Here is a 26,825-nt window from a genome sequence, read left to right on the forward strand (position 1 = left end):
TTAGCTTCTTATTATTTTTGCTCAGTATCAGTGTCGTTATCTGCATCATAATCGCGCCCAGCTCGATTGGCTTTATCTTTATCTTCCGACAATGTTTTCGAAACCAAACTTGAAATGCGAATGCCCTCAGTAATAGAGGTATCTTGCCTAAAATGTATCGCCGGTACTGAACGCATTCTGAGACGCTTTGCCAGTAATGAGCGAATGAAACCTTTGTTGTCTTCTAATATCTGCATGTATTCTTTGACTTTTTCTTCGTCGGACTCAAAGAAAGTCACAAACACTTTAGCGTGAGCCAAGTCTCGGGAAACTTCAGCACCGGAAACGGTGACAAATCCAAGCTGCGGATCACGCTTTTTAAATTCATTTTGCAAGATACTTGCGATTTCTTTGTGGATTTGTTGCCCGACTCTATCGGTACGGGAAAATTCTCTAGCCACAATGATTCCTCTTCAATTCAGTATTAATGTGTCTATAAAAGACAAAAATGGGCAGCCCTTTCAGCCTGCCCATCTTTCATTTTTAGTTTTGGGTAAAACTTATAGCTCGCGCTTAATTTCTACCGTTTCAAATACTTCAATTTGGTCGCCAACTTTAACGTCATTATAGTTCTTAACGCCGATACCACATTCCATGCCGTTACGCACTTCCTGTACATCGTCTTTAAAGCGACGTAGTGATTCTAACTCACCTTCGTAAATAACCACGTTATCACGCAGTACACGAATTGGGTTGTTACGCTTAACGTTACCTTCCGTTACCATACAACCGGCAATGGCACCCAACTTAGGCGACTTAAATACATCACGAACTTCTGCCAAGCCAATGATTTCTTGTTTGAACTCAGGCGCAAGCATACCGCTCATTGCCTGACGAACTTCTTCAATCAAATCATAGATGACGCTGTAGTAACGTAAGTCGATTTCTTCTGCTTCAATGACTTTACGCGCGGAACCATCGGCACGAACGTTAAAGCCAACAACAATGGCATTCGATGCTGCTGCAAGCGTTGCGTCCGTTTCAGTGATTCCACCCACTCCGCTACCGATAATGTTAACGCGAACTTCTTCGGTCGACATTTTCATCAGGGATTCGGTAATAGCTTCTACAGAACCTTGAACGTCAGCTTTAAGTACAATGTTAAGCTCTGAAACATCACCCGCTTCCATGTTTGCAAACATGTTTTCAAGTTTCGCTTTTTGCTGTTTCGCTAGCTTCACTTCACGTTGTTTAATATGACGTTTGTTGGCTACTTCACGTGCTTTACGTTCATCTTGAACAACAAGCGCGTCTTCACCAGCTAGAGGAACACCAGATAAACCAAGAATTTCAACAGGTTTTGATGGTCCCGCTACTTTAACTTCTACACCATGTTCATCGCGCATCGCTCTAACACGGCCATACTCAATACCACAAAGTAAGATATCACCTGCGTTCAGCTCACCTTCTTGAATCAATACAGAAGCAACTGGACCGCGACCTTTATCAAGGCGTGATTCGATAACAATTCCGCGAGCAGGACCTTTCGATACAGCTTGTAAATCAAGTAGCTCAGCTTGAAGCAGAATGGCTTCTAACAAAGCATCAACACCCATGCCTGTTTTAGCTGAAACATTAACAAACTGGTGATCACCGCCCCACTCTTCTGAGATAACTTCTAGTTGAGAAAGCTCAGTTTTTACGCGATCTGGGTCTGCGGCTTCTTTGTCCATTTTGTTAACAGCGACGATCAAAGGAACGCCCGCTGCTTTTGCGTGTTGAACCGCTTCTTTTGTTTGAGGCATCACACCATCGTCGGCGGCAACGACCAAAATAACAATATCAGTTGCTGTCGCACCACGAGCCCGCATAGCGGTAAACGCGGCGTGTCCTGGCGTATCTAGGAATGTGATTTCACCATTCTCAGTTTCTACGCTATATGCACCAATATGCTGTGTAATCCCACCAGCTTCGCCTTCTGCAACCTGTGCACGACGAATGTAGTCAAGTAAGGATGTTTTACCGTGGTCAACGTGACCCATGATAGTCACAACAGGCGCGCGAGTGGATTTTACGCCACCGTTTGATTGTGCCAACAACTCGTCTTCTAACGCGTTATCATTCACTAATTCGTATTCAATGCCCATTTCTTCGAGCACAAGTACGGCAGTATCCTGATCCAACACTTGGTTGATAGTTACCATCTCACCAAGCTTCATCATGCTTTTGATAACTTCCGTTGATTTCTTCGCCATGCGGCTAGCAAGCTCGGATACAGTTATCGTTTCACCAATTTTTACCATACGATTTACGGGCTGAGCAGGTTTGTTGAAGCCTTGACGCAATTTATCAGTCGCTTTTTTCTTTGACTTATGAGAACGACGACGTGAGCTACGCTCAATTTCAAAATCTTCTTCGTCTTCCGCTTCTTGTGCATATTTACTGCTGTGGATATGCACTTCTTCTTGTTCTTCTTTTTTACGACGAGCTTCTTCTTCTTCCCAGCGCTTACGGTTTTCTTCAGCCAATTTACGGGCTTTCTCAGCCGCTTCCTCAGCTTCTTTTTCTAACTTACGCTTCGCTTCTTCTTCTTGCTGCTTCTTCAAACGCTCTGCTTCTTCTTTTGCTTTAATACGTTCCGCTTTATCTTCAGCGGATTCTTCAGGAGCGTCATCTACTTCAGGTTGACTACTAGCTTCTGCCTTTTTCTTCGCTTCTTCCCGCGCTTTACGTTCAGCTTCTACTTTTTCTTTACGCGCGCGCTCTTCAGCATCTTTTGCGGCTTTTTGCGCAGCTTCCGCTGCACGCTTTGCTTCCAATGCGGCTTCTTCTGCTGCTTTTTCAGCTGCAATACGTTCTTCTTCCAAACGTTTTTGCTCTATACGACGCGCTTCTTCTTCCGCTTCTGTACGCTTAACAAAAGTACGTTTCTTACGCACTTCAACCTTAACTTGGCGAGACTTACCCGCAGTTAACGTACTGGTGGTTTTGCGTTGTAGTGTCATACGCTTCGGCGCTTCATTGCTCGCGCCACCGTGTTGCTTGCTTAGGTGGTCAAGCAAACGACGTTTTTCGTCTTCAGTTACTAAATCTTCTGCTTTTTTGGTGATACCTGCATCAGCAAATTGCTGTAACAATCTGTCGACTGTTGTCCCGATATCGCTAGCAAGCTTTTCAATCTGCACTTCTGCCATGATTATGCTCCTCTTGCTGATGTTTTACTCTTCGTTGAACCAGACCTTATTCCGAGCCGCCATAATCAGTGCACCTGCTGACTCTTCGTCCAATTCCTCAATATCTGAGATATCATCAACACCTTGTTCGGCTAATGATTCCAGATCGACAACGCCTCTGCTTGCCAAAACAAAAGCAACATGTTTTTCCATGCCTTCAAGCGCAAGAAGTTCTTCTTTTGGCTCCGCGCGTTCTAGAGACTCTTCGTTAGCTAACGCCTGGGTTGTTAGCGCAGCTCTTGCGCGGTTGCGCAATTCTTCAACGGTCTCTTCATCTAAGCCATCAATGGCAACCAATTCACTCACTGGCACATAGGCCACTTCTTCTAATGTGGTGAATCCTTCTTCGACAAGCAATGATGCAAAGTCTTCGTCAATATCTAAACCATTAACAAATACAGCCAAGACTTTTTCATTCTCGGCTTGGTGTTTTTGGTTTAAATCGTCGATAGTCATTACGTTTAATTCCCACTTAGTTAGCTGACTAGCTAAGCGGACGTTTTGACCATTTTTACCAATCGCCTGAGCTAAGTGATCAGACTCGACGGCAACATCCATTGTGCCGCTATCTTCATCAACAACAATAGAAGCCACTTCTGCTGGCGCCATTGCATTGATAACGTATTGTGCTGAGTTTTCATCCCAAAGTACGATGTCAACTCGTTCACCGCCCAGTTCACCGGAAACCGCCTGCACACGTGAGCCACGCATACCGACACAGGCACCAACTGGGTCTAGGCGCTTATCATTAGTTTTTACTGCGATTTTGGCTCTTGAACCGGGGTCACGTGCCGCAGATTTAACTTCTAGGGTTTCTTCTGCAATTTCAGGCACTTCGATGCGGAATAATTCAATTAGCATCTCGGGCTTGGTGCGGCTAATAAATAACTGTGCGCCCTTTGCTTCTGGGCGGATATCGAATAGCAAACCACGAACTCTATCGCCCGGACGGAATGTTTCTCTTGGTAGCATGTCTTCACGATACATCACGCCTTCTGCATTGTTGCCTAGGTCAATGATAACGTTATCGCGATTAACTTTCTTAACCGTTCCGGTCACTAGCTCATTCAAACGGTCTTGATACTCGTCGATGATTTGAGCGCGCTCAGCTTCACGTACTTTTTGTACGATAACTTGCTTAGCCGTTTGGGTGGTAATACGGTCAAATTTAATTGACTCAATTTGCTCTTCAACATAATCACCGATTTGAATATCTGGTGCGTCTATCTGAGCTGCAGAGAAGGTCATTTCTGCGAATGGGTTTTCTTGAGGTTGTTCATCCTCAATAACTAACCAACGACGAAATGTATCGAAGTCGCCTGTGTCTCTATCGATGCTAACGCGCACTTCGATATCACCAACATTTTTCTTTTTGGTGGCACTCGCTAATGCATACTCAAGCGCTTCAAAAATTTTCTCTCTTGGGACCTGCTTCTCATTAGAGACAGCCTCAGCCACTAACAGAATCTCTTTGTTCATTGTCCTGTCGCCTCACTCAGTATATTTCTGGTGATTTTTAACCTAACTCTATTTCTTATTTAAAGTTAGGTACCAAATTACCTTTTTCTATATTACCAATGACTAGCTCAAACACTTCACCATCGACTTTCAATTTGACTACGCCATTTTCAACGGACACCACTTCCCCTTTGAAATTTCGACGATTCCCCATAGGGACTCGTAATCGAACAGATGCTTCCTGCCCAACAATATCGAGGTAATGTTGCTCTTTGAAAAGTGGTCGATCCATTCCCGGTGAAGACACTTCGAGGTTGTACTCTGTGCTAATTGGATCTTCGACATCCAACACAGCACTGACTTGATGGCTAACGTCGGCACAGTCGTCGACTGTAATGCCATTAGGACTATCAATATATAAGCGTAATGTTGAATGTTTACCAGCCCTGACAAATTCAATTCCGATTAACTCAAAACCCAACGCCTCAACAGGAGGGGTTAACATTTCCGTCAATTTTTCATCAAATTTAGACAAAGCTGGACTCCAAAAATAAAAAAAGGGCCTTTTAGCCCAGTTTATAAAATTACTAACTGAATCCCTCAGTGCGTAAACCTAATACAAATTCGCAAATCGGGAATAACAAAAAGCCCCGTACAAGCGGGGCTTTTGCCTAGACTAAAATCGTCTTAGTAAATCCATTTTTCACTTTTCCTTCTCGAATTCAATAACCGCTGAATACTTTTTCAATCGGTATTAAATTGGTTGCGGGAGCCGGATTTGAACCGACGACCTTCGGGTTATGAGCCCGACGAGCTACCAGGCTGCTCCATCCCGCGTCTGATCTCGTTCCATTCTTGCTGGCTGCGTTAGCTGCCTCGCCCTGAATGTGCTGCGTATTATACATAGGTCCGAACCTTGCGCAACCCAAAATATAAAATAAATGACATATTTGGTTTGTTTGCTCACACATCAATCAATATGGACATTTATCAAACGAAATTTACGTTTTTCTACGCATTTATATAAGAAAAATAATACTGAACTTGTGATTACAACGCTTCTTCGTCTTGTTCACCTGTACGAATTCTCACCGCTCGTGACACATCGTACACAAATATTTTCCCATCTCCGATTTTTCCTGTGTGTGCAGCTTCGGTAATCGCTTCAATCGCGCGATCAACTAAGTCATCTGCCACAACAAGATCAATTTTAATTTTTGGCAAAAAGCCAACTTGATATTCAGCCCCACGATAAAGCTCTGTGTGTCCTTTTTGTCGACCAAAGCCTTTCACTTCTGTCATAGTCAAACCAGAAATGCCAATCTCGCCTAACGCAGTGCGTACATCATCCATTTTAAACGGTTTTATGATTGCTTCTATTTTCTTCATTATTGTTCCTCTAAAACTGCGATGTTTTTCGCATCTTAATGTATTACCTAAACTACCCAAGTCAGTCGACGAATACCCTGTTTTCCGCCAAAAACGCTAAGATGATAGCGTGGTAATAGCCAAGGCCGAGCATGAAACAATCTCAACCTAATAGTTCTCAACAAAAATACGCCAAGGGACTAACACTTATTGAGCTGATGATTAGCATTGCAATAATGAGCATTCTAATCACTGCTGTTGGTCCTATGGTTCGCGATATATTGATCCAAAACCGCTTGATAGGTCAAATCAATGAGCTCAGTGCAGTCGTGCAGCTTGCCAGGCACTCTGCTATTAATGAACAGGTCACTAGCATAGTATGTCCAAGTAGCGATTTTACAACCTGTACTGCTGACTGGAACCTTCCTAAAATGGTGTTTCTTGATTTGGATGCTGATGGGATTCGCGATGACAACGAAGATATTCTTGGCGGCACGAGTAGAAGCGTGAGCAATTATAACCTTTCTGGTCCTGCTGGCGTAATTAGCTTTCAAGGTTCAGGCGCTACAGCTTCACCTGCATCATTACGCTTGTGTCATGACAGCAACGAAGCTGGTTTTGCCCGCGCACTTACCATTAGTTTGCAAGGCCGAGTTCGTGTGAGTCAAGACTCGAATAATGACGGAATTTATGAAACCAATGCAGGTGCTGATTTAACCTGCCCATAAATTCAGCAACTCCAACAGTATTCATCTGCGGATAACGCACCATCATTATTTCTATCCCATGCTTTTCGTCCATCACTAAAATAGAACAAGGCGCCATCACCCGATTGTGTGGATGTTGCGACAGGCTGAGCGCTTAAACTAAAGCTATTCCCACTGGCGGATACAGTTGAAATAGTTAAATCATATTTCTTGTTTGTGGCAGGTTCAGAAGACGGTGAATATGTTCGGAAAATAGCAGGCGTTCCTGTATTTGCCCCTCCTGCGGCTGCGCCTTGATATGTGTAGTTGGCAGCTTTATGCCGCTCCATTGCCGCAGCTAGCGCCATTAAATCAGCTTGTCCGACACTGCGATTACTTCCCGCAATAAAGCCCGTATAACTGGGATAAGCAATACTCGCTAATATTCCCACAATTGCCACACTGATCATCAATTCAATTAATGAATAGCCTTTATTCATGGTTTATTTTAACCCTTGTCTACTGACGTTCATTTTCGGTCTGCCAACTATTTCGTTGTAGACGTTCAAATCGACCATATAAGTTTTCTGCCAGACATTCGAACTCGCTATTGCATTCATCACCATCATCTACAATTTCCGTACACTCAGTTCCCAAACATACGACAGGTTTTAATAAGTCTTCAATTAAGATTTTTGTTTCTGGCGCAATACCAGTTTGTTTCAGGTCCGCGAATCGGTCTTGATGCTCTTTGGTATTGTTGCGGTTTAAGTCGGTTACAGCATTACCATTCACTAGCTCGACGAGATAAGCACGACTATTACCTGTTGGTGGAGCACATTGCGATAGGCTCGCTGTAGCGGGTAAATAGGTAGTAAAGAATAATCGATAATTCAAAATAAGCGGTGACGCTAATACTTTTTCGCCACCACTTCCTAACCGAATAAACCAGCCTTCTTTATCAACAAAAGCATTCACTTCAAGTTCTTGCTGTTCTTGATCTTGTGACGTTAATAGATGATCAGTTGCATCGTAGAGTTCAGATTGAGTATAGGGTGTAACAGGCAGGGTATAATTCCCATCCACATCAATTTCAAAAACCCCCTTGTCTTTTATCATATACAACTGATCTTGAATCACTGTATTCAGCGGATGTGCACGATAGCCACTGCCAATTGCGACTGCATAATAATGTTCATCAGCCAAGCTAATTTCGGACACATCAGGGGCATAATAAAAACGCCGATTATCAGCTTCGGTTCCATCGTTTGAAAAAGACGCTAGCACGCCACCTGAAATCAAATCAGAAAGAGGTTCCCCATTTTTAATATCGAGACGAAATAACTGCCCCCCTGTATCAGCAACATAAAGATGATCGGCTAATCCGTCGGTGTCTCTATCGATGGCGGAAATTCGCGCGGGAATACTGTAAAGCATTTCAGGCAAATTCAAATCAGCGCCATCGTTACTCGCCCGCCATATGAGCTGTCCAGTATCTGCATCAACAATATAAACAGCATTGCCAACCACATCGGGAGAGCGTAACGCTTTACTATCTTGAGATTCATCATAACCGCCCCCGAAGATCAACACTTCACGCACTGAACTACCTACTTTTATTTTAGTTATGGTAGGTCTAGACCAAGTTTGCCCCAGTTTCTCAAACCCGGGACTTCCTCCTTGAATTCGGAATACGAGTTTTGGTGCAGACTTTGAACTAACATCAAAGGCATAATAGTTATTCCCACCTCTGCGCATACCCAAGTATAGATATTTCTTCGCGCCTCTATCTCTAAGCACCATGTCACCATCTAACCCATATATATGCGTAAAACTCGAGTTGTCGAGATAAATGTCGTGCAGATTCGATAGCAACTCCTTTGGAATAACAGCAAAGTTTTCTTCTCCACTGTTAGGGTCGAAGGAGTGTAAGAACCCGTGATTGGTAGCAACAAACACCGCACTCTCTGTATCGGAGTAGTTTACAATGACGGGCTGAGAATGGATGGGATCGCCAAGCTGTAAGCGAGTATCGGTTGTATCCCCATCTCCATCATCATCAAGAACATCAACCCCTCTAGCCCATTTTAAGACGGCATTTCTGGTATCATTAGGGTTCGGTTCAGAATCAATGGCTAAGTCAGTAGTAGTAATAGTTATATTGTTTTCTGACAATCGATTAGAAGAAATAGCAATATTGCCCGGAGCATTAAAGAAATAGACATCACGAACTAAGTCTAAATTACTCGCAGCACCGCCTTGTCGCACATCATTACCATCCGCAAGTGTAGACCAATAACTATGCGCGTTTTCGTCGAAGAAGCCGGTATTATTGTTGACAGCCAATACACCATTTCGATCTCGAATCACATCGCTATCTAAACGATATTTTTTTAAATTCCCGGGCCAACGAGTACCTTCTGCGGGCTTAAACAAAGCAAAATAAAGTTCGTCTTTATGAGTTAGGCGATTCAATTGGTTAACGGCAACGCCCGGCGAAACAAAGGTTGCATTAACGTCTTTTACATTTCTGAGAATCGTTTGGAATGCAGTCACCAAATCATCACTGTTATCAGCAGTGTAAAAGCCGCCTCCACTTTGTAAGGCAATTTGATTTAGAAAATTGTTCGCTGTGGCGTTTGCGGCAAAACCAATGGTATGAGTCGTGACTCTAGTATCAATTGCCGATACTTCCGAGTCGGCAATATTACGAACTAAATCTAGACCACATTTTTCACCACCACTTCCAGTACAACTCTGCCCCAACAATGCTTCAATTTCATCCACACTGTGATTGTTATTCGCTTCGCCATCAGATAGCAGCACAATGTGATTATTAGTTTGGCACTGCAAATCAGTCACCGGTGATTGATAGGTTGCGCCAGATGGAATGTATTGGTTAATACAATCGGCGTCGTTAAGGTTGTCTTCTGAACATCCGCTTGGCAAGACTGAATCTGAACCGGTATAACTCAAACGATGACTGACCCGAGTATTACGGCGCACGGTACTGTTCACATTCGAATTACCTCTGGTACGTCCGTAGTATACGGCTCGCCCACCGTAATACGAGGCAGCTTCGTATAACGTGTCCACAATAGGCGTATAGCCACTGGCTCTTAGTTCATCGACTTTATTTATCAAATGGGAACGTACCGTTGCGACAGAATTTGGCGTCGCTTTCCCTTTGTATTTGACGACTAACCTTGGGGCGCCAGAAGGCTTACCCCGATAGGAGTAAGCTCCTCGATTTCCTGTAATGGAGGAGATGATAAACATCATGTCATTATTGACTTGCCAGTCACCTCGATTAACAACATCTTGAACGACGCTTGCTATTGACGGAGTACGATAAACACTGTTCTTGTACCAACTTGGAATATTGTTCCAAGTAACAGAACTGGTTTTGGCTTTATCTCTAAGTAAATATCTTGGATAAGATGAAAAATCATCTACATCGCCTTCCGCAGAAGCGCTGATAACGAATGAAGCACCACTGCCTGTTCTTTTTTGATAAGCGGTAAACTCCAAATAGGCATCGGTTATTTCTGCATTTTGTGGCACCGCAACGCTTTCAAAACGCAATCCAATAAACCGATTATAATTGTTAGAAAATGTCAGTTCACTGCCAGTTGACTGATACCCATTTGATGGTTCCTCCGCATTATTGTTCTGAGATGAAACCTGATAGGAAAGTTCGCCCTGAACACATCCTGTTGCGCTTAGGTGATCATATTCCACTACCAGTTGAGCGACACTTCCCTCTCCAGCATCTGCTGCTTTTGCTAATCGAGCACTCGCCACATCATTACTGACGGCATTTAACAAGAAGTTAGCGGCGTTACCACCACACCAATCCGGTTGATCAACAATTTCTTGTAAAATAGAGGCGATATCCGGTGACGCCACTTCTTCATTTTCAGAGGGAAACCCATTATTGGTATCCCATGTGACCGTATTCGTTGTCTTAGTTCTTGATGATAAGTCGAGAGCGGTTTCGGCAAAAGCAGCTGCGTTAGGTGTCAGCTCGCCACTGATATTAATCGCGGTATCGGCGATATTTTGATTCGCAGAAATAAACTTCAACGATGCTGACACGATGTTCGCACCTTGAGGAATATTTACGTTTTGAAAACGGAAGCCAGAAGTGACGTCGGACAACCCCTGAGAAATGACGACACTATTTGAATTGAGATTAACACTTCCTCCTAATTCATATGCATCATCACTCGTCGAACTAATACCGATTATCAATTCCGGCTCTACAGCATCATCTATTTCTCTGACAGGATATATAATCGGTCCACCATAATCTGAGAAACGCATCAGGCCAGCGTTAATATTTGAAGAGGATGACAGCGCTTCTTTTAAGGCATTTTGCACCCTTAGCATTCTTGATTCAGTACCACCGTCCTTGTTGGTCATACTGCCCGAGGTATCCATAATAAACAGCACATTAGGGTTGTAAGTGACTTGTTGTCCTCCAACCCCCAAATATATCTCCAAATCATCAGCCCAAGCGCTCAGTACGATGCAAACAAACAAACAAGCACTAACGAAAAAAGAAGACCAAGCTTTTGTGCTATGCATGTTCATCTCCTAATTCCCCGACGCTGGCGCGAACACTGAGGTCGTCAATGTATTGGCGACCGCATACCCTGCGTTTGCTAGCTGACCACATCCACGCACTAAAAATACATGGCAATTTATGCTGCTTCCTGAAATAACATTACTTGATCCCAAACAAGCTTGCTCACGGACGAATGCGGTCTTCGACCAGCTTGCCGTTGACGGGTTCGTGTTATACGCACCTGCTACCACCTGCCTCACTCCTGAGGTCAATCCTGCCTGAGTCATGCTTCGATCTGTCCAATTTATGTTGTCGAAGCAACTTAAATCTTGATTAGCTAAATCGATTGCGTTTTGTTGACGGGCTTCTGAAAGTGGGTCTGTTAACGCGGGATCCGTCAATACAGCAGGATCTTCCGACTCAAAGACAACCCCAGATACCGCAGCTTCCGCTGCATCAAAAGCGATAGTGCGATTTTCTAAACTACTGGCCATTTTGCTCTGAAACAAACCGCTGGTAACAGAAGACACGCCAAGAATAGTCAGACTTAATAACACTAATAATGAAAATACCATCACTAAACCTTGCTGCTTCATGTTCTTCTGGACCTCGTAAAATTCTTTGTATTACGCAAGGTTACGGTTGTTTCAAATACTTTATAAAGACGGTTATCTGGAACCGTTATCATGTCTTCATTGAGTAATTTGAAAGAGGGCTTAGGATCAATATGCGCCTCCCCATCTCCTGCTAACAAAATGGCGATGCGAATAGCCACAACTTGCCCACCTTGCGCCCTTATATCTGCAATCCTGTCAGCCGTTACATAATTAACGGGTCTGCCAGTATTATCTCCACGACTCGTAACTGCGCTTACGCCATACAAAACCTGAAAACTTTGTACATCATCTAACAAGGTGAATCCGGCATCACCGTTGTTGCCTTCGGCCGCTTTTAGTCCTCTTAACACACGACCATCAAATCCTCTGCACTTTAAACTGCCATCTTCTAAGTAATACTGGTTAACAACAAAAAACTCCTCGTTGTCTAAATAACCTAATTTGTATCCTCGACAATCTGTGCGAGCCTGCAAACCAACAACTAAATTATCGTTGCCGCCCGCCCCTCCTTGTGTTGACCCTAATGTTGCATTTCCCGCGAAGTCTCCCGGCAAAATAATCGGTCTATTTTGCACAAAAGAGGCTTCATCGACGATATCAACTGAGCGCTCTAAGTTCGGAGACAAAGCATCGTAGCGACCAACCATTAATAAATCTGTACGCAGGCGATGAATGATAAATCGTCCCCCTTCTTGCGCTGAGGCAATGGCAGAATTCAAGCGTTCAGTCACTTGGCTACTAATCAATAGCTGCACCACGCCCCCCGCAATTAGCAATCCCATAGCTAAAGCGATCATCAACTCAACTAATGTCAGTCCCTGCTGCTTACTATGCCGGGATTGAGGAACCGGTGGGCTTGTGTTTCGAATGTTATGGCACTTCATAAAATAACATCCAAAATCACACAATCATGAGGTTCGTCTTCGCCTACATTACAATCTGGGTTTAATTGCCTCTCAATATTTTGCCAATTCTCCACAGGCCATTTAAGCGCGATACGATGCCTCGACCCCGCGCTGCACACATCAGCATCAAGTACATTATTGTCATTACACGTTAGTGCTATTTCTAAGCTCGAGCTGACTGAAGCAGCAGAGCAACTCATTTCATAAGCATCAAATACGGCAAATTGGGCTGGAGTACAGGTATTATTGCGGCAATTAGGAATGCCCGCAGGGTGAGCTAAACAGTGGCATTTGAAATTTGGAATATTCCCCGCACAAGTGACGTTATTGAAATTATATAAACTAACATCGAAATAACTGTTATCCACAACCAACCCTCGCCCAGATGCCGATAATGCTGCATTAGCACGTAACCTCTCACTCAATTGCTGAGAAATCATTACGGCTTGGGAACGATGTAGAGCATCTGAATTTGATAATGTGCTGATAAATTGCAAAGAAGCGACCCCCAACAACCCAATAGATAAAATCACTAATGTCACCAACACTTCAATCATGCCGACGCCATAGGTGATTTTTATTGATTGTATCGATTGCCTTTGTGCCATTTAGAAACCTGTTTACGGGTTAAATCCCCTTTCTCATAACTACACCTTAGGGGAAAACCATTAAATTTGGTTATCCTTCGATGAAATTACGTATTGTTTTCAAATAAAAATAGCAGCAAACAGATTGGTTTAATGACGAGGAAAGAGTGAGAACTGGCTCACAAAAACACATTTACTCTTTAATATTCAAATAGTTAAAAAAATAAAAATAAGAAGAAGTTAGAGATTTTAAAAATACTTAGTTATTACTAGGAATACGAAATAGGTGGGAAAGCAGAAAACGACGCTGGAAAATGGGCAACACCCGACCACACTCAAACAAAAAAGAGCCGCTCGGACTCTTTGTTTATCAAGAAATTTGCTTTATCCGCAGCTCTTTGGGTATCGCAAACTCGATATTTTCTTCTCTTCCCTGTGTTTCAACAACTCCTGAGGCTCCTAAAGCAAGTAAGCGATCGATGACGCCTTTCACTAACACTTCTGGAGCAGAAGCGCCCGCCGTGACACCAACTTGCTCAACACCGGTCAGCCAAGACTCTTGGATAGCATGGCAGTCATCAATCAAATAAGCTTTTGCACCTATTTTCTCTGCCAATTCTTTGAGCCGATTAGAATTAGAGCTATTTTTAGCCCCGACAACTAACAGCAAATCACAGCTCGTTGCTAGAGTTCTCACGGCATCTTGACGATTTTGCGTTGCATAGCAAATATCATCTTTTCTAGGACCGTCAATTTTCGGGAACTTTTCACGCAGCGCATCAATAATGTCGGCGGTATCATCTACAGATAATGTTGTTTGGCTACAGTAATACAATGTTTCTGGGTTTTTAACCTGCAACTGAGCCACATCATCAACGGACTCAACAAGGTAAATTCCCCCATTTTCATTGTCATACTGCCCCATTGTACCTTCAACCTCAGGATGACCCGCATGACCAATCAAAATACATTCAACGGCCTGTTTGCTGGCACGGCTTACTTCCATGTGTACTTTGGTCACGAGTGGGCAAGTGGCATCGAATACCCGCAATCCACGGTCAGTTGCTTCCTGACGTACTTGCTGAGAAACACCGTGGGCAGAGAAAATCACAATATTGTTGTCCGGCACTTCATGAAGTTCATCAACGAAAACGGCGCCGCGCTCTCTTAAGCTATTCACCACAAATTTGTTGTGAACCACTTCATGACGCACATAAATAGGTGCAGAAAACAGCTCTAATGCTTTTTCAACAATCGTGATAGCTCTATCAACACCAGCACAAAAACCTCTAGGATTGGCAAGATTGATTTGCATCTTCTTCTCCACCTATGACTTCACTTCAAGAATTTCAACATCAAACACAACAGTTTGACCCGCCAATGGGTGATTAAAATCGACTGTTACGGAATCGCCAACCACTTCTCGAACAATACCGGGAATTTCCCCACCACCTGGCTGAGCAAACGCGATGATCATGCCTGGCTCCGCTGGCGAATCCGCACTAAATTTGGTTCTATCCATGTGGTGAATATTGTCGGGGTTTGGCATGCCAAACGCGTCTTCTGGAGGCAAAGTAAAAGACTTTTTATCGCCGACACACAAGCCCAGTAAACAAGCTTCAAAACTAGGCGTTAAGCTGCCATCTCCGATAGTCAGTTTCGCAGGTTTATTGTGAACACGAGTGCTATCGGCTGCTGAACCATCTTCAAGTTTTAAATCGAAATGTAAAACCACTTCGCTACTGTTTCCGATTACCGCTTTGTCTGTCATAAGTCTTCTTTAATTGGGTCAGGGTTTCTAAACGCATCAACCAATAAACCTACTGCCCCTAAAAAGATGGAGCAATCGGCTATATTGAATGCGGGCCAGTGCCATGTTTGGTAATACACATCTAAAAAATCAACAACGTAACCATACACAAGTCGATCGAATAGATTACCTAACGCGCCACCTAAAATAAGAGAAAAGGCTATGGGCAGTAACACTTGATCGCGCTTAGTCTGCTTGAGCCACCATAAAATAAGTGCGCTGACAAACAGCGCAATACCTGTGAACAGCCAACGTTGCCACCCTCCAGCATCACTCAAGAAGCTAAAGGCAGCGCCGTGATTTTGTACATAAGTAAAATTAAAAAATGGCACAATTTGAATCGAATCGTACAAGGCCATATTTTTCAGAACCAGTTGCTTAGTGAACTGATCTAAACCAAAGGCAACGACGGCTAACCAAAGCCACCGTAACCCCGTTTGCCTTGCTGCATTAAGCATAACGACGCGTCTCACCTTCGCCTTCAACGTTGTCTACACAGCGTAAACAGAGATCAGCGTGCTTTTCATTCGCGCCAACATCTTCACGATGATGCCAACAACGTTCGCACTTAGTGCCTGGTGCTTTAGATAAGCCCAACACCAAGCCATCGATTTCTGTTTTAATCGCGTCTTCTGGTGCCGTATTGATTGGTTCAACATTGGCCAACGACGTCAACAAAACAAATCGCAACTCATCTTCCAGCTTATCAAGGTTGTGTTTTAGCGATTCAGCGGCATAAAGAGTAACGCTGGCTTCCAATGAACCCCCAATCGTTTTCTCTTTACGTGCTTGTTCTAACGCTCGGTTTACTTCTGTTTTTACCGCTAAAATTTGCTGCCAGAAGGCATTGTCAAGTTCCGTGTCGGCGACAATGCTATCAAAGCCATGATACCACTCACCGGTAAACACGAACTCTTCGCGCTCACCCGGCATCGCTTCCCAAATTTCTTGAGCAGTGAAACTGGTAATTGGCGCCATCCAGCGAACCAAAGCCTCAGCAATATGATACAAAGCGGTTTGGCAAGAACGACGCGCGTGGCTATCGGACTTAGCGGTATATTGACGATCTTTGACCACATCAAGGTAAAAGCTACCCAATTCAATGGAGCAGAAATGCATCAACTTTTGCGTCACCTGAATCAAATCATACTCTTCATATGCTGCAATAATTTCTGCTTGCACCGCCTTCGCGCGCTGTACAACCCACTTATCCAACGATACTAAGGCATCGTCTTGCAATAAATCAGTTTCCGGGTTGAAGCCATTCAAATTGGCAAGCAGGAAGCGAGAGGTATTACGCACACGGCGATAAGTATCTGCGGCACGTTTAAGAATTTCATCGGAGACGGCAATTTCGCCACTATAGTCAGTCGATGCCACCCATAAACGTAAAATATCAGCGCCTAATTTGTTTACAACATCCTGAGGGGAAATTGTATTTCCTAAGGACTTTGACATCTTACGCCCTTGAGCATCAACGGTAAAACCGTGAGTAAGCACTTCCTTATAAGGTGCAACCCCTTTTCCGGCTATAGAGCTCATTAAAGACGACATAAACCAACCACGATGCTGATCGGAACCTTCTAGATACAAGTCAGCAGAGGCAGGAATATCATCACGTCGGTCAACAACGAAGTAGTGCGTCACGCCAGAATCGAACCATACATCAAGGGTATCAGTGACCTTACGATAGTCTTTTGCGTCGTCACCAATGAGCTCTTCTGTCTCAATCTCCCACCACGCATCAATACCTTTTTCTTCAACACGAAGCGCTACTTTCTCAATAAGCTCGGCCGTATTCGGGTGTAAGTCCCCTGTGGTTTGATGCACGAAAAGGGCGATAGGAACACCCCATGTACGCTGACGAGAAATACACCAATCAGGGCGACCTTCAACCATGCTTTCAATGCGACCTTGGCCCCAATCTGGAATCCACTTCGTTTCTTTGATAGCTTCGAGCGACTGTTTGCGCAATCCGTTTTTGTCCATGCTAATGAACCATTGTGGGGTAGCACGGAAAATAATCGGCGTTTTATGACGCCAACAGTGCGGATAACTATGCTCGTATGCATGGTGATGCAGTAAAGTGCCTTTTTCTTTTAGCAGTTCAACAATATTTGTGTTCGCTTTGAACACATGCTGTCCCGCAAAATACTCTGTTCCTTCAACGTAAACACCGTTATCACCCACTGGGTTAGCGACCTCTAGGTTGTAGTGTTTACCTACATTGAAGTCGTCTACACCATGACCCGGAGCCGTGTGTACACACCCCGTACCTGAGTCAGTAGTGACGTGATCACCCAAAATAATAGGCACATCAAAATCGTAAAACGGATGTTTAATACGCAAATTTTCAATATCGGCGCCAGAGGCATGACCAAGGGCGTGATAACGCTCAATGCCGAAACGATCCATACAGTCTTTCATTAAGTCTGTAGCAACAACTAACCGATGTTTATTACCTTCATCTTCCACCTGAACCAGCACGTACTCTAAACGAGGGTTAACACTCACAGCGCGGTTTGCAGGTAACGTCCAAGGGGTTGTTGTCCAAATGGCAACGGCAATTTGCCCTTCACCATCATGGCCTTCAGGGTGGTGAAACTTGCTTAAGAATTCGGCTTCGTTAACAACTGGGAATGCAACATCGATAGCTGGGGAGGTTTTATCTTTATATTCAACCTCGGCTTCTGCTAGTGCCGAGCCGCAATCTGTACACCAGTGAACAGGCTTAAAGCCTTTTTCCATATGACCGGAATCAACGATTTTACCAAGGTAACGAATGATGTCTGCCTCAGATTTAAAATCCATCGTTTTGTAGGGATTATCCCAAGCGCCCAACACACCCAGACGAACGAAATCGTCCATTTGTAATTGAATTTGCTTTTCAGCGTACTCTCGGCATCGCTGACGGAATTCCGCAGCAGACACTTTATTACCGGGCTTACCGACTTTTTTCTCGACCATTAACTCGATTGGCAAGCCGTGGCAATCCCACCCTGGAACATAAGGAGAATCAAAATTAGAAAGCGTTTTGGATTTAATAATAATATCTTTGAGGATCTTATTTACGGAGTGACCAATGTGGATCACGCCGTTCGCATAAGGAGGGCCGTCATGCAAAATAAAAGGCTTATTGCCTTGTTTTGCAGCGCGAATTTTTTTGTACAAACCTTTCTCTGTCCATTGTTTCAGCATTGCTGGCTCACGTTGAGCCAAGTTGCCTCGCATTGGAAACTCAGTTTCCGGTAAGTTTAAGGTGTGTTTGTAATCGCTCATTTATCCTCGAATCCAAAACTAAATATCAATGTAATGCTGCGATAACCACTTTTTTGCGGTTTCGGCGTCTAAAATAATTTGCTCTTTAAGCATATTAAAGGAGTCGAATTTCTTCTCATCCCGTATTTTATGGTGCAATTCGACCATCAAGTTCTTGCCGTATAGATCTGCCTCCAAGTCGAAAATATGCACCTCTAACTGGGGTTTGTCTCCATTTACTGTAGGTCGTTTTCCTACATTGGCAACACCCAAAAATGTACGTTCGTCTGAATCTGCATCATCTTTTGTGACCCGAGTGCTTAGCATTTTTACCACTACGGCAAACACGCCAGAAACAGGCACAGTACATCGCAATAGCGGTATATTTGCTGTAGGAAATCCAATGCTCCGGCCCAGCTTTTGGCCATGGATTACCTTTCCGCTGATACTATAGGGCCGCCCTAAATATGCCTTCACTCTAGCAAAGTCGGCTTGTTGTAACGCCTCTCGGACAACTGAAGAACTCACCCGAGCATCTTCAAATTGCAAACTTTTGGTATCGACCACGTCAAAACCAAATTGCTCACCCGCTTGTTTCAGCATCGCGAAGTCACCAACTCGGCCTTTACCAAAGCGAAAATCGTCGCCCACGACTAGGTACTTTACACCGAGCTTGTTAACCAAAAGATGCTCAACAAAATATTCGGCACTCTGGCTGGAAAATTTTTTATCAAACTTCACACAAATTAAACGGTCGACACCTAACTCTCGAAGCAACGTGTACTTTTCACGTAGCCGGGTGAGCCTAGCAGGTGCTTTGCTGGGTGCAAAAAATTCTTCGGGCTGTGGTTCAAAAACCATTACGGTGGCAGGCACATTTAATGCTCTTGCCTTCTGAATAACCTGCTTAAGCACTGCTTGGTGTCCAAGGTGAATACCATCAAATTTTCCAATAGTCAGCACACATTCGTAGTGATGACGATTCAAATTGTGTAATCCTCGAACCAGCTCCAAATGGGACCTCATTAAGCGTTAAATACAGAAAAATGTTTAAATTTACCGAGTAAAAGCGCTCGGATTATAACTAACCTGCGCCATAGTTACAGCCTACAATTCAAATTCCTATCGATCTTATCCAACTTATTTAAATAGGGGTTAAAATAAGCGCACCAACCACCCGCTTAACAACGATGAATTCTTAAATAACGGTGTTAATTGCCAGTCACCCCTTGGAGAGTTATTGCAAACTCGCCGTGGATACTTCCATGTAAGCTCCAAGCCGCTTCCCTGCGGCTATTGGATAGCTCTGAATTCCTGCAAATGACTGATAATTTGGAACAGGTATGCAGATTATCCCTTCTGTTTGTCTCCGTATCTACCAACTGGTTGCGTACATATGCTGTTTAATTTACGTGCCGAATATCGGTATTTTCTCACTTTGTTTACAATTTAAAGATGCAGCCTTAATACAAAATAAGGTTTAATCTTCGTTGGAAGTTAGCCATGAAAGACATTTTTCAGGGCCATACCAACAGATAAGATAACGATAAAAACCCTATTCCAAATGCACACAAACGAGAACAACTATGAGCATAAAACATTTACTCGCATTCTGTTTTTGCTTAGGCCTGTTACCACTAGCCTATGCAGGAACGCCGGGGCCGCAAGCACCTGATAGACATCAAGGTGAAGGCCCTTATGAGCGCATTATTCTGCGAGGAGGCACAATCGTGAGTGGCGAAGGCGCCCCACCTCAAGGACCTGTTGATATTATCATCGAGAACGACCGCATTGTTGATATTCGTAGCGTGGGACATCCCGGAGTCCCGATTAAACCATCAGGCCGACCCAAAGCAGGCAAAAACGACAAAGAAATTGATGTTACCGGTCACTATATCCTTCCTGGGTTTATCGACATGCACGGTCACATTGGCGCATCCGCCAACGATATTCCTGCCGAATACGTATTTAAGCTGTGGTTGGCCCACGGTATTACTACTGTTCGTGAGCCCGGTTCGTTTGGTGGAGTGGATTGGACCATGCAACAGGTGAAACGTGCAGCGAAAAACGAAATAACGGCTCCTCGAATTATTCCCTACTTGGGTTTTGGTATGGGTGCCGACAAGCCTATTTACACGGCTGAACAAGCGCGAGAATGGATGCATTGGGTGAAAAAACAAGGGTTTGCTGGCGTAAAAATGTTTGGCGCAACACCCAAAATCATGAAAGCAGCCTTAGATGAAGCGCAAAAACAAGGTTTAGGCACCGCAATGCATCATGCACAGCTTAACGTGGTAAAGACCAACGTGATTGATTCAGCACGCATGGGACTGACCACCATGGAACACTGGTATGGTCTGCCCGAAGCATTGTTTGAGAATCAGAAAATTCAAAACTACCCACCTGAATACAACTATAACAATGAGCAAGACCGCTTTGCCGAAGCAGGAAAACTGTGGATGCAAGCCGCGAAACCAAACAGCGAAAAATGGAATCAGGTCCGCGATGAATTAATCAATTTAGATTTCACCATCAACCCAACCATGACCATTTACGAAGCCAGCCGTGATTTGATGCGTGAACGCAATGCTGATTGGCACCAAGACTACACTTTGCCAGTATTGTGGGATTTCTTCACACCGAGTCGTTACGCTCATGGCTCGTATTGGTTCGACTGGACCACCGACAACGAAATTCAATGGAAGCAAAACTTCCAGCGTTGGATGACCTTTCTCAACGATTATAAAAACCATGGCGGCAGAATCACTACTGGCTCTGACGCGGGTTACATTTATAAAATTTATGGATTCGGTTATATCCGTGAATTAGAGCTTTTACGCGAAGCCGGTTTTAATGCGCTTGAGGTGATTCAAGCAGCAACCTTAAATGGCGCGGAAGCTTTGGGTATGCAAGATGATATCGGTTCTATCATTCCCGGTAAAAAAGCGGATTTGGTGATTTTGCAGGAAAACCCGCTACGCAATTTCAAGGTACTGTATGGCACTGGGCATTATCGTTTGAACGATAACAATGAGCCTGTGCGCGTTGGAGGCGTGAAGTACACCATGAAGGATGGCATTTTGTTTGATGCCAAAGCGTTATTGAAGGATGTGCGCGACATGGTGTCGGCGGCAAAGCAAGAAGCCAAGGCTGTTAGCAATTAACCAAACGACACAAGTTGATCTCCGATGAATAATTAAAAGCAGTTCCTCAGCCGCTGGGACGCGGCTGCGGAGGCTCCACGGATGGATCGCCGAGTCGGCTTTAATTAATCATAGGGGAGCAACTCTCTCCCCGACGGCTGAGGGTCTACTTCAATTTAGCCCTAGGTGTTTAAGCGCTATTATGCATCCACACTCATCACGGCAAAATGTCGCGGTCTCATGCCCAGAAGCAACAGCACAATTGCAAACGTAGTAACGCCCGCGCTAATCAACTTCACTAATAACAACGATTGTTCGGCTAACGTAAACGCCGCCCAGACCTCTCGGCTTTCATTCAACCATAAAATAACCGCCACCATCGCCAAAGTGCCAAGCAGCACTCTTAACAGGAAAATGAGTGTTGCCGAACGCATTTTGAAAACGCCATTTCGATGCAAGTTTTGATACAACAAAAACGCATTTAATGTGCCAGAAAGTGCCGTAGCTGCCGCTAAACCGATGTAACCAAAAGGCACTGCCAAAACCAGATTGAACACCATATTTGCCGCCATGGTCCAAATGCCATATTTCACTGGGGTTTTGGTGTCTTGGCGTGAATAAAACCCCGGCGCAAGCACTTTCACTAACATGAAGCTCAGCAAACCGCAGGCATAAGCCATCAAACTTAATGAAGCCATATACGCGGTTTCAGCGGTGAACTCTCCTCGCTGAAAAAGCACTAACAAAATTGGTTCAGCCAACAAAATCAATCCCCCTGCCGCAGGGATCCCCAACACGCTAACCATTCTTACAGCCCAATCCATATTGGCAGCAAATTGCCCTGCTTTGGCGCTAACAAAATCTCGAGATAACGTCGGTAAAATAACGGTGGCGATAGCAATGCCAAACAGACCAAGCGGAAACTCTAAAAGCCTATCGGAGTAGTACAACCAACTAATCGATCCTGTCACTAAAAAGCTAGCAATTAGGGTATCCAGCAACAAATTAATCTGGCTCACCGACACACCGAATAACGCAGGTATCATAAGCTTTCGGACTTTGCTCACTTTAGGGTCGTGCCACCCCCATTGCGGGCGCACTAATACGCCAGCTCGCAGCAAAAATGGTATTTGAAATAGTAACTGTGTTAATCCCCCCAAAAACACCCCCCACGCTAGTGCGTAAGCGGGTTCCGAAAAGCGTTCATGGAGAATCAAAGCACACAAAATAATGATGATATTTAACAAAACCGGTGTAAACGCAGCAACCGCAAAGCGGTTTAAAGTGTTTAGAATTGCGCCGGATAAACCCACGAGGGTAATAAAGAAAATATAAGGAAAGGTGATTTTCAGCATGGTGCTGGCAAGTACATATTTACTGGCTCCATCTCCTCCATTTAGGTAATCCAAAAACCAACCTGTACCGAATATCGCAGCCAAAACAGGAGAACCAATAACGCCCACTATCGCCACTAGGGTGACAATAACCCCTAATGTACCGGAGACTTTCGCTAAAAACTGGCGCATAGATTCAGGGTTATTTTCAGCTTCAACTTCAGTCAACACCGGTATAAAAGCTTGAGCAAATGCGCCTTCAACGAATAATCGACGTAAAAAATTAGGAATTTTATTGGCAAAGAAGAAAACGTCAGCCGCCGCGTTCGCGCCTAATAGGTTGGCTACCACGATGTCCCTCACTAGGCCAAGTACGCGAGAAATCAAGGTCATCACGCTTACGATAGCCCCTGATTTTAAGAGTTTTTTCGACAATGTAGGATTCTTACTAAGGAAAAGTTGCCGATATTATGGCGTTAAGCTATTACCCTGTAAACCGGATAGTACATGGCAATATTTTCTGAGTTTCTTGTTTGCTAGAGGCGCTACCATTACACTCGCAAAGAAAAAATTCCCTCGGAGTGATAAGGTGAAATTCGATATTTTCTTTTCGATTTGTCAAACAGAAGTTGACGGTTATTTGCCAACAGAGAAGACCCTCTTCCAAAACTTCTTCGATCAAGTGAAGTTAGCAGATGAACTCGGTTTTGAAACCGCATGGGTAGCGGAGTCTCACTTATCGTCAGAAGTGCAAAAATCGAATCCCGGCGCGGTAATTCCTCACTTCAAAGGTGAAATTGGCCTAAACGCAAACCTCCTACAATTGGCACAGAAAGTGTTCTCGCAAACCAAGCGCATTCACGTTGGCTCTGCCATTATGAATATTCTGTGTAACGGCGGCCCACTCGCCCATGCCGAAGCGATTAAAATGTTTTTGTCATTGCATGGTTTGGATGAAAACGAGTCCCGTTTATTGGAAATTGGCTTTGCTGCGGGGCGCTTCCCCTATTCCATCGCCCCTTACGGGATCAAACCAAGAACGCCTGTAGAAAAAGCCGCATGGCCAATTATTAAAGGGTTAGTTTTTAGAGAGGCAACTGAAATCTTCCTACGCGCTCTCAATAACGAAGTCATCGCCTCAAGCGATATTACACCTAAAGTAATTACTCAAGAGCACTGCCGCACAGAACAACATTGGCAGCAGATTGTACAAGCTTACCAAACACTTAATCACACTCAAGAGGTGCCGAGCGAAATCAGCATTGCGCCATTTTGGGAGTTCGATAAAGTGGGCGTAATGCCTTTTGACTATCGCCAAGATCTTTTACGCTTAACCGTCGGCAGCCATGAATTGCCCGTACAAAAACTAGCAAACAGTATTCGACCGTGTGGCGTATTTAATTTATCTATCACTCCTTCGGAGCATATTGAAAAAACCCATGAAGCCATGAGCAAGGTGTACCACCCCGATGGAGGCCCTTGGCGCAGAGACTTACTACCGCGCACTGCCTTGATATTTGTTAACGGCGATAAAGACAAAACACCAGGACAACAATCAGCACAAGCAAAACTAGCCGCCGAAAAAGCCTTGAAAACCTATTGGATGGCAATGGACGGCACAATTGACAATGCCAAAATTCAAGAGGCAGTAAACAACGCCATTGCAGGCAACCCGGAAGAAGTGGCTGCGTTAATGCGTGAAAACTTTCATCCAGATGACAGACTCATGCTGTGGTTTGATTTTAACAATCATAATAATGAGGACGTTAAAAATAGCATGACCACCTTTATGCGTGATGTTGCTCCGTTATTAACCTCTGCCTCCCCCGCTTAATAAGGAAACCACCATAATGCAAAACTGGCATCCTTTAGTGGAGTATCAACGAGAAGGCATTGCAGAAGTTATTAAATTCGGCGCAATCATGGCCTATGTTGGCGACAAAGCGCTATTTCAAATAGGAGGCGATGTACTGTGCTTCGGTCGCTCGCTACTGAAACCCTATCAAATGAAAGTGTTCACAAAGGCATTGGATAAACAACTTACGCCAGAGCAAAAGGCGCTGTCACTCGCGTCGCACAATGCGGAGTCGCATCAACTTGATATTGTACATTCAATGCTAGAAGCGCCAAACGACAGCTTTTTACATACGCCAGCCTCTATGCCGTTAATGCCCAATGAAGAAATCACCTCGCCTAGTCCTTGGAATCATCCTTGTTCCGGTAAACATGCCGGCATTATACGAGGCTGCGAGATAAACGACTGGCCTAAAGAAGACTATCAATCGCTATCTCATCCTTATCATCACGCCTTCACTCAAACTATTCAGCGAATATTAGGCGACGATTGGCAAGCACAAGCGGTTGCATTCGATGGTTGTGGATTACCAACCTACAGTCATACCTTGTCGGAATTGGCACAACTTTTTTCGGCTCTAGTGATAGATAGAGACAAGGATTGGATTTGGCAAAGCATGACCCAATTCCCCGAATTAATTGGTGGGCAAGGCCGCTTGGATACCAAAATTATGCAAGCCTGCGATAAGAAAGTGTTGGCAAAAGAAGGCGCTGATGGCTTGTTAGGTTTAGCTATCGATCACGCTGATTACCCTCAGGGTTTAGGTATCGTGATTAAAATGGCGCATGGTTGGGATGCCACTGCCACCGGGCTTGTTGCCGAAGCAATATTAAGTCAGCTTGGTTTTGATGTGCCACCAACACCGGCACCAGCAGGGCAAAAAGCGGTATTGGATAATGCATTAAGTGAAGTATTTGCGATGGCGAATAATGCCAAGTAAACGCGAATAGTCTAAGAGTCACCTATAGAAAATTAATCGCAAACTCGCTGTGAATCTTCCATGTACGCTGCACATGTAGATTCAATGGACGCTTCCCTGCGGCTGAGAGTCTGCTCCAAATTCTCTAAAGGTAATTTTTTTATACCAGCAACCAAACTCAAAAAAACGGCGGCTGATTCACTTTCGAAAAGCATACTTTTCAGGACGAAAAGTCTTGAGCGAGCTATCTTTTAAAAACACGATGCGAAAGCGACTTTGAGAAAGTGACTCAGGCGGCGTTTGCACGCCGCTTCCCTGCGGCTGAGAGTCTGCGCTTAACTTTCTGTGAATGGCTTAGATGACTTGGATGGCTGGTAACACACTACAGTTACAATTATCAGCGCCAATTAGAGAGCAACTAGGATTTAGGCTTCTGTGGCTTTTCCGTTACCCAAAGGTTAATAAAACCTTTCACCACAATCACATCATTTTCATCGTAGGCTGTTACTGTGACGGGAAAATCGCCTGGTTGCCACGCATTTTGATCCACCTCTGCTACACAACGAATATCACTGCCCGCCTTTGCTGTGTAATCCAGAGTCATGCCTTTAGGCAACCAACGCAAATGTGCAGGAATCGATGCTTCAGCCATTGCGCCCATCGCCATTTCTAGACCATTAGCAATCGCAATGACATGCACAGTACCAATATGATTTTGCACTTTCTTTTTCTTCTTAATTAAAACTTCACAATGTCCTGGTCTTAACTCGGAAATGAAAGGCGAAATCGTGCCAAAATATGGCGCAATACGGCTAATAATACGAGAGAATATTTTCTCTCCGAATGGAAATTTTTTAAGCGTTTTATAGGTGCGAAGCGTTTTATTAGCTTTCATGGTGTTATCTCAACTGGTCCGATGAGAAAAGCTTAACAGGGTTTAAGCGGGAATCAAATATCCTTATAAACAAAAAAGCGCCGACACCAAGGCCGACGCTATTGCATTAAAGGTAACTAATACTACCAAGTTTTAGAAAGTATTCTTACCACCAAAAGAGACGTTGCGTGCCAATGTATCCACTAAGCCTAATTGCTTTTGGTCATAC

The 26,825-nt window shown here is 44.2% G+C and carries 21 protein-coding genes and 1 tRNA gene; 4 read left to right on the top strand and 18 right to left on the bottom strand.

Translation table 11 applies throughout. The features are described 5' to 3' along the window. Positions 1 to 11 precede the first annotated feature (11 nt). The 6 genes from rbfA to HJG39_RS10930 all read right to left on the bottom strand — a co-directional run bounded on the left by rbfA (position 12) and on the right by HJG39_RS10930 (position 6,059). On the bottom strand, positions 12 to 440 hold the full coding sequence (rbfA, locus tag HJG39_RS10905; protein ID WP_268409140.1) for a 30S ribosome-binding factor RbfA: 429 nt from the start codon (positions 438 to 440) through the stop codon (positions 12 to 14). 99 nt (positions 441 to 539) lie between these two features. Then, positions 540 to 3,173 (bottom strand): translation initiation factor IF-2, encoded by a 2,634-nt coding sequence (infB, locus tag HJG39_RS10910; RefSeq protein WP_268409142.1) that lies wholly within the window; start codon positions 3,171 to 3,173, stop codon positions 540 to 542. Positions 3,174 to 3,197: 24 nt separating this feature from the next. Continuing rightward, entirely contained in the window at positions 3,198 to 4,691 is a 1,494-nt protein-coding gene (gene nusA, locus HJG39_RS10915) for a transcription termination factor NusA (protein WP_268409144.1), read from the bottom strand. A 55-nt stretch (positions 4,692 to 4,746) separates the two neighbouring features. Next, complete coding sequence (gene rimP / locus HJG39_RS10920) at positions 4,747 to 5,205, bottom strand: ribosome maturation factor RimP (RefSeq protein ID WP_268409145.1); 459 nt, start codon at positions 5,203 to 5,205, stop codon at positions 4,747 to 4,749. A gap of 225 nt (positions 5,206 to 5,430) precedes the next feature. Then, positions 5,431 to 5,507, bottom strand: a tRNA-Met gene (locus tag HJG39_RS10925). Between the two features lie 213 nt (positions 5,508 to 5,720). Further along, complete coding sequence (locus tag HJG39_RS10930) at positions 5,721 to 6,059, bottom strand: P-II family nitrogen regulator (RefSeq protein ID WP_268409146.1); 339 nt, start codon at positions 6,057 to 6,059, stop codon at positions 5,721 to 5,723. A gap of 131 nt (positions 6,060 to 6,190) precedes the next feature. Between HJG39_RS10930 and HJG39_RS10935 the strand changes: the two genes are divergently transcribed. Then, positions 6,191 to 6,766, top strand: coding sequence for a GspH/FimT family pseudopilin (locus HJG39_RS10935; RefSeq protein ID WP_268409148.1), 576 nt, complete (start codon positions 6,191 to 6,193; stop codon positions 6,764 to 6,766). 2 nt (positions 6,767 to 6,768) lie between these two features. Here the strand turns inward: HJG39_RS10935 and HJG39_RS10940 are convergent, their stop codons facing one another. The 10 genes from HJG39_RS10940 to ribF all read right to left on the bottom strand — a co-directional run bounded on the left by HJG39_RS10940 (position 6,769) and on the right by ribF (position 19,485). Next, on the bottom strand, positions 6,769 to 7,224 hold the full coding sequence (locus HJG39_RS10940) for a type IV pilin protein (RefSeq protein WP_268409150.1): 456 nt from the start codon (positions 7,222 to 7,224) through the stop codon (positions 6,769 to 6,771). Between the two features lie 19 nt (positions 7,225 to 7,243). Then, positions 7,244 to 11,314, bottom strand: coding sequence for a PilC/PilY family type IV pilus protein (locus HJG39_RS10945; RefSeq protein WP_268409152.1), 4,071 nt, complete (start codon positions 11,312 to 11,314; stop codon positions 7,244 to 7,246). 9 nt (positions 11,315 to 11,323) lie between these two features. After that, positions 11,324 to 11,890: a PilX N-terminal domain-containing pilus assembly protein gene (locus HJG39_RS10950; RefSeq protein ID WP_268409154.1), complete on the bottom strand. Its 567-nt coding sequence runs from the start codon at positions 11,888 to 11,890 to the stop codon at positions 11,324 to 11,326. Beyond that, complete coding sequence (locus tag HJG39_RS10955) at positions 11,887 to 12,795, bottom strand: PilW family protein (protein ID WP_268409156.1); 909 nt, start codon at positions 12,793 to 12,795, stop codon at positions 11,887 to 11,889. Before HJG39_RS10955 ends, HJG39_RS10950 begins: the two co-directional genes overlap by 4 nt. Further along, positions 12,792 to 13,424, bottom strand: coding sequence for a type IV pilus modification protein PilV (gene pilV, locus HJG39_RS10960; protein WP_268409158.1), 633 nt, complete (start codon positions 13,422 to 13,424; stop codon positions 12,792 to 12,794). The genes HJG39_RS10955 and pilV overlap by 4 nt, the downstream gene beginning before the upstream one ends. A 349-nt stretch (positions 13,425 to 13,773) precedes the next feature. Continuing rightward, a complete protein-coding gene (gene ispH / locus HJG39_RS10965; RefSeq protein WP_268409159.1) occupies positions 13,774 to 14,718 on the bottom strand; it encodes a 4-hydroxy-3-methylbut-2-enyl diphosphate reductase in 945 nt (314 codons plus the stop codon). Positions 14,719 to 14,730: 12 nt separating this feature from the next. Further along, positions 14,731 to 15,174 carry an FKBP-type peptidyl-prolyl cis-trans isomerase gene (gene fkpB, locus HJG39_RS10970; protein WP_268409161.1) on the bottom strand — a complete coding sequence of 148 codons (444 nt, stop codon included), beginning with the start codon at positions 15,172 to 15,174 and terminating at the stop codon, positions 14,731 to 14,733. Next, on the bottom strand, positions 15,171 to 15,671 hold the full coding sequence (lspA, locus tag HJG39_RS10975; protein ID WP_268409162.1) for a signal peptidase II: 501 nt from the start codon (positions 15,669 to 15,671) through the stop codon (positions 15,171 to 15,173). Before lspA ends, fkpB begins: the two co-directional genes overlap by 4 nt. Continuing rightward, complete coding sequence (ileS, locus tag HJG39_RS10980) at positions 15,664 to 18,492, bottom strand: isoleucine--tRNA ligase (protein ID WP_268409164.1); 2,829 nt, start codon at positions 18,490 to 18,492, stop codon at positions 15,664 to 15,666. The genes lspA and ileS overlap by 8 nt, the downstream gene beginning before the upstream one ends. A gap of 18 nt (positions 18,493 to 18,510) precedes the next feature. Further along, entirely contained in the window at positions 18,511 to 19,485 is a 975-nt protein-coding gene (gene ribF, locus HJG39_RS10985; RefSeq protein ID WP_268409166.1) for a bifunctional riboflavin kinase/FAD synthetase, read from the bottom strand. Positions 19,486 to 20,057: 572 nt separating this feature from the next. On the opposite strand from ribF, the gene HJG39_RS10990 reads away from it, so the two are divergent. After that, positions 20,058 to 21,635, top strand: a complete 1,578-nt coding sequence (locus HJG39_RS10990) for an amidohydrolase family protein (RefSeq protein WP_268409167.1) — start codon at positions 20,058 to 20,060, stop codon at positions 21,633 to 21,635. Positions 21,636 to 21,814: 179 nt separating this feature from the next. Here the strand turns inward: HJG39_RS10990 and murJ are convergent, their stop codons facing one another. Further along, on the bottom strand, positions 21,815 to 23,383 hold the full coding sequence (gene murJ / locus HJG39_RS10995) for a murein biosynthesis integral membrane protein MurJ (protein ID WP_268409169.1): 1,569 nt from the start codon (positions 23,381 to 23,383) through the stop codon (positions 21,815 to 21,817). Positions 23,384 to 23,537: 154 nt separating this feature from the next. On the opposite strand from murJ, the gene HJG39_RS11000 reads away from it, so the two are divergent. After that, on the top strand, positions 23,538 to 24,782 hold the full coding sequence (locus tag HJG39_RS11000; protein ID WP_268409171.1) for an LLM class flavin-dependent oxidoreductase: 1,245 nt from the start codon (positions 23,538 to 23,540) through the stop codon (positions 24,780 to 24,782). 16 nt (positions 24,783 to 24,798) lie between these two features. Beyond that, positions 24,799 to 25,743, top strand: coding sequence for an asparaginase (locus tag HJG39_RS11005; protein ID WP_268409173.1), 945 nt, complete (start codon positions 24,799 to 24,801; stop codon positions 25,741 to 25,743). Between the two features lie 397 nt (positions 25,744 to 26,140). On the opposite strand, the gene HJG39_RS11010 is transcribed toward HJG39_RS11005, so the two are convergent. Continuing rightward, on the bottom strand, positions 26,141 to 26,617 hold the full coding sequence (locus HJG39_RS11010) for a hotdog fold domain-containing protein (RefSeq protein WP_268409174.1): 477 nt from the start codon (positions 26,615 to 26,617) through the stop codon (positions 26,141 to 26,143). Positions 26,618 to 26,825: the final 208 nt, after the last annotated feature.

It is taken from the genome of Alteromonas sp. a30 (assembly GCF_026788005.1).
In the GTDB taxonomy this organism is placed as follows: Bacteria; Pseudomonadota; Gammaproteobacteria; order Enterobacterales; family Alteromonadaceae; genus Paraneptunicella.

Coding starts and splice junctions, on each gene's coding strand:
- infB (WP_268409142.1), bottom strand. CDS start 3,173: ATGGCAGAAGTGCAGATTGAAAAGCTTGCTAGCGATATCGGGACAACA.
- nusA (WP_268409144.1), bottom strand. CDS start 4,691: ATGAACAAAGAGATTCTGTTAGTGGCTGAGGCTGTCTCTAATGAGAAG.
- HJG39_RS10930 (WP_268409146.1), bottom strand. CDS start 6,059: ATGAAGAAAATAGAAGCAATCATAAAACCGTTTAAAATGGATGATGTA.
- HJG39_RS10935 (WP_268409148.1), top strand. CDS start 6,191: ATGAAACAATCTCAACCTAATAGTTCTCAACAAAAATACGCCAAGGGA.
- HJG39_RS10940 (WP_268409150.1), bottom strand. CDS start 7,224: ATGAATAAAGGCTATTCATTAATTGAATTGATGATCAGTGTGGCAATT.
- HJG39_RS10945 (WP_268409152.1), bottom strand. CDS start 11,314: ATGCATAGCACAAAAGCTTGGTCTTCTTTTTTCGTTAGTGCTTGTTTG.
- HJG39_RS10950 (WP_268409154.1), bottom strand. CDS start 11,890: ATGAAGCAGCAAGGTTTAGTGATGGTATTTTCATTATTAGTGTTATTA.
- HJG39_RS10955 (WP_268409156.1), bottom strand. CDS start 12,795: ATGAAGTGCCATAACATTCGAAACACAAGCCCACCGGTTCCTCAATCC.
- pilV (WP_268409158.1), bottom strand. CDS start 13,424: ATGGCACAAAGGCAATCGATACAATCAATAAAAATCACCTATGGCGTC.
- ispH (WP_268409159.1), bottom strand. CDS start 14,718: ATGCAAATCAATCTTGCCAATCCTAGAGGTTTTTGTGCTGGTGTTGAT.
- fkpB (WP_268409161.1), bottom strand. CDS start 15,174: ATGACAGACAAAGCGGTAATCGGAAACAGTAGCGAAGTGGTTTTACAT.
- lspA (WP_268409162.1), bottom strand. CDS start 15,671: ATGCTTAATGCAGCAAGGCAAACGGGGTTACGGTGGCTTTGGTTAGCC.
- ileS (WP_268409164.1), bottom strand. CDS start 18,492: ATGAGCGATTACAAACACACCTTAAACTTACCGGAAACTGAGTTTCCA.
- HJG39_RS10990 (WP_268409167.1), top strand. CDS start 20,058: ATGAGCATAAAACATTTACTCGCATTCTGTTTTTGCTTAGGCCTGTTA.
- HJG39_RS11005 (WP_268409173.1), top strand. CDS start 24,799: ATGCAAAACTGGCATCCTTTAGTGGAGTATCAACGAGAAGGCATTGCA.
- HJG39_RS11010 (WP_268409174.1), bottom strand. CDS start 26,617: ATGAAAGCTAATAAAACGCTTCGCACCTATAAAACGCTTAAAAAATTT.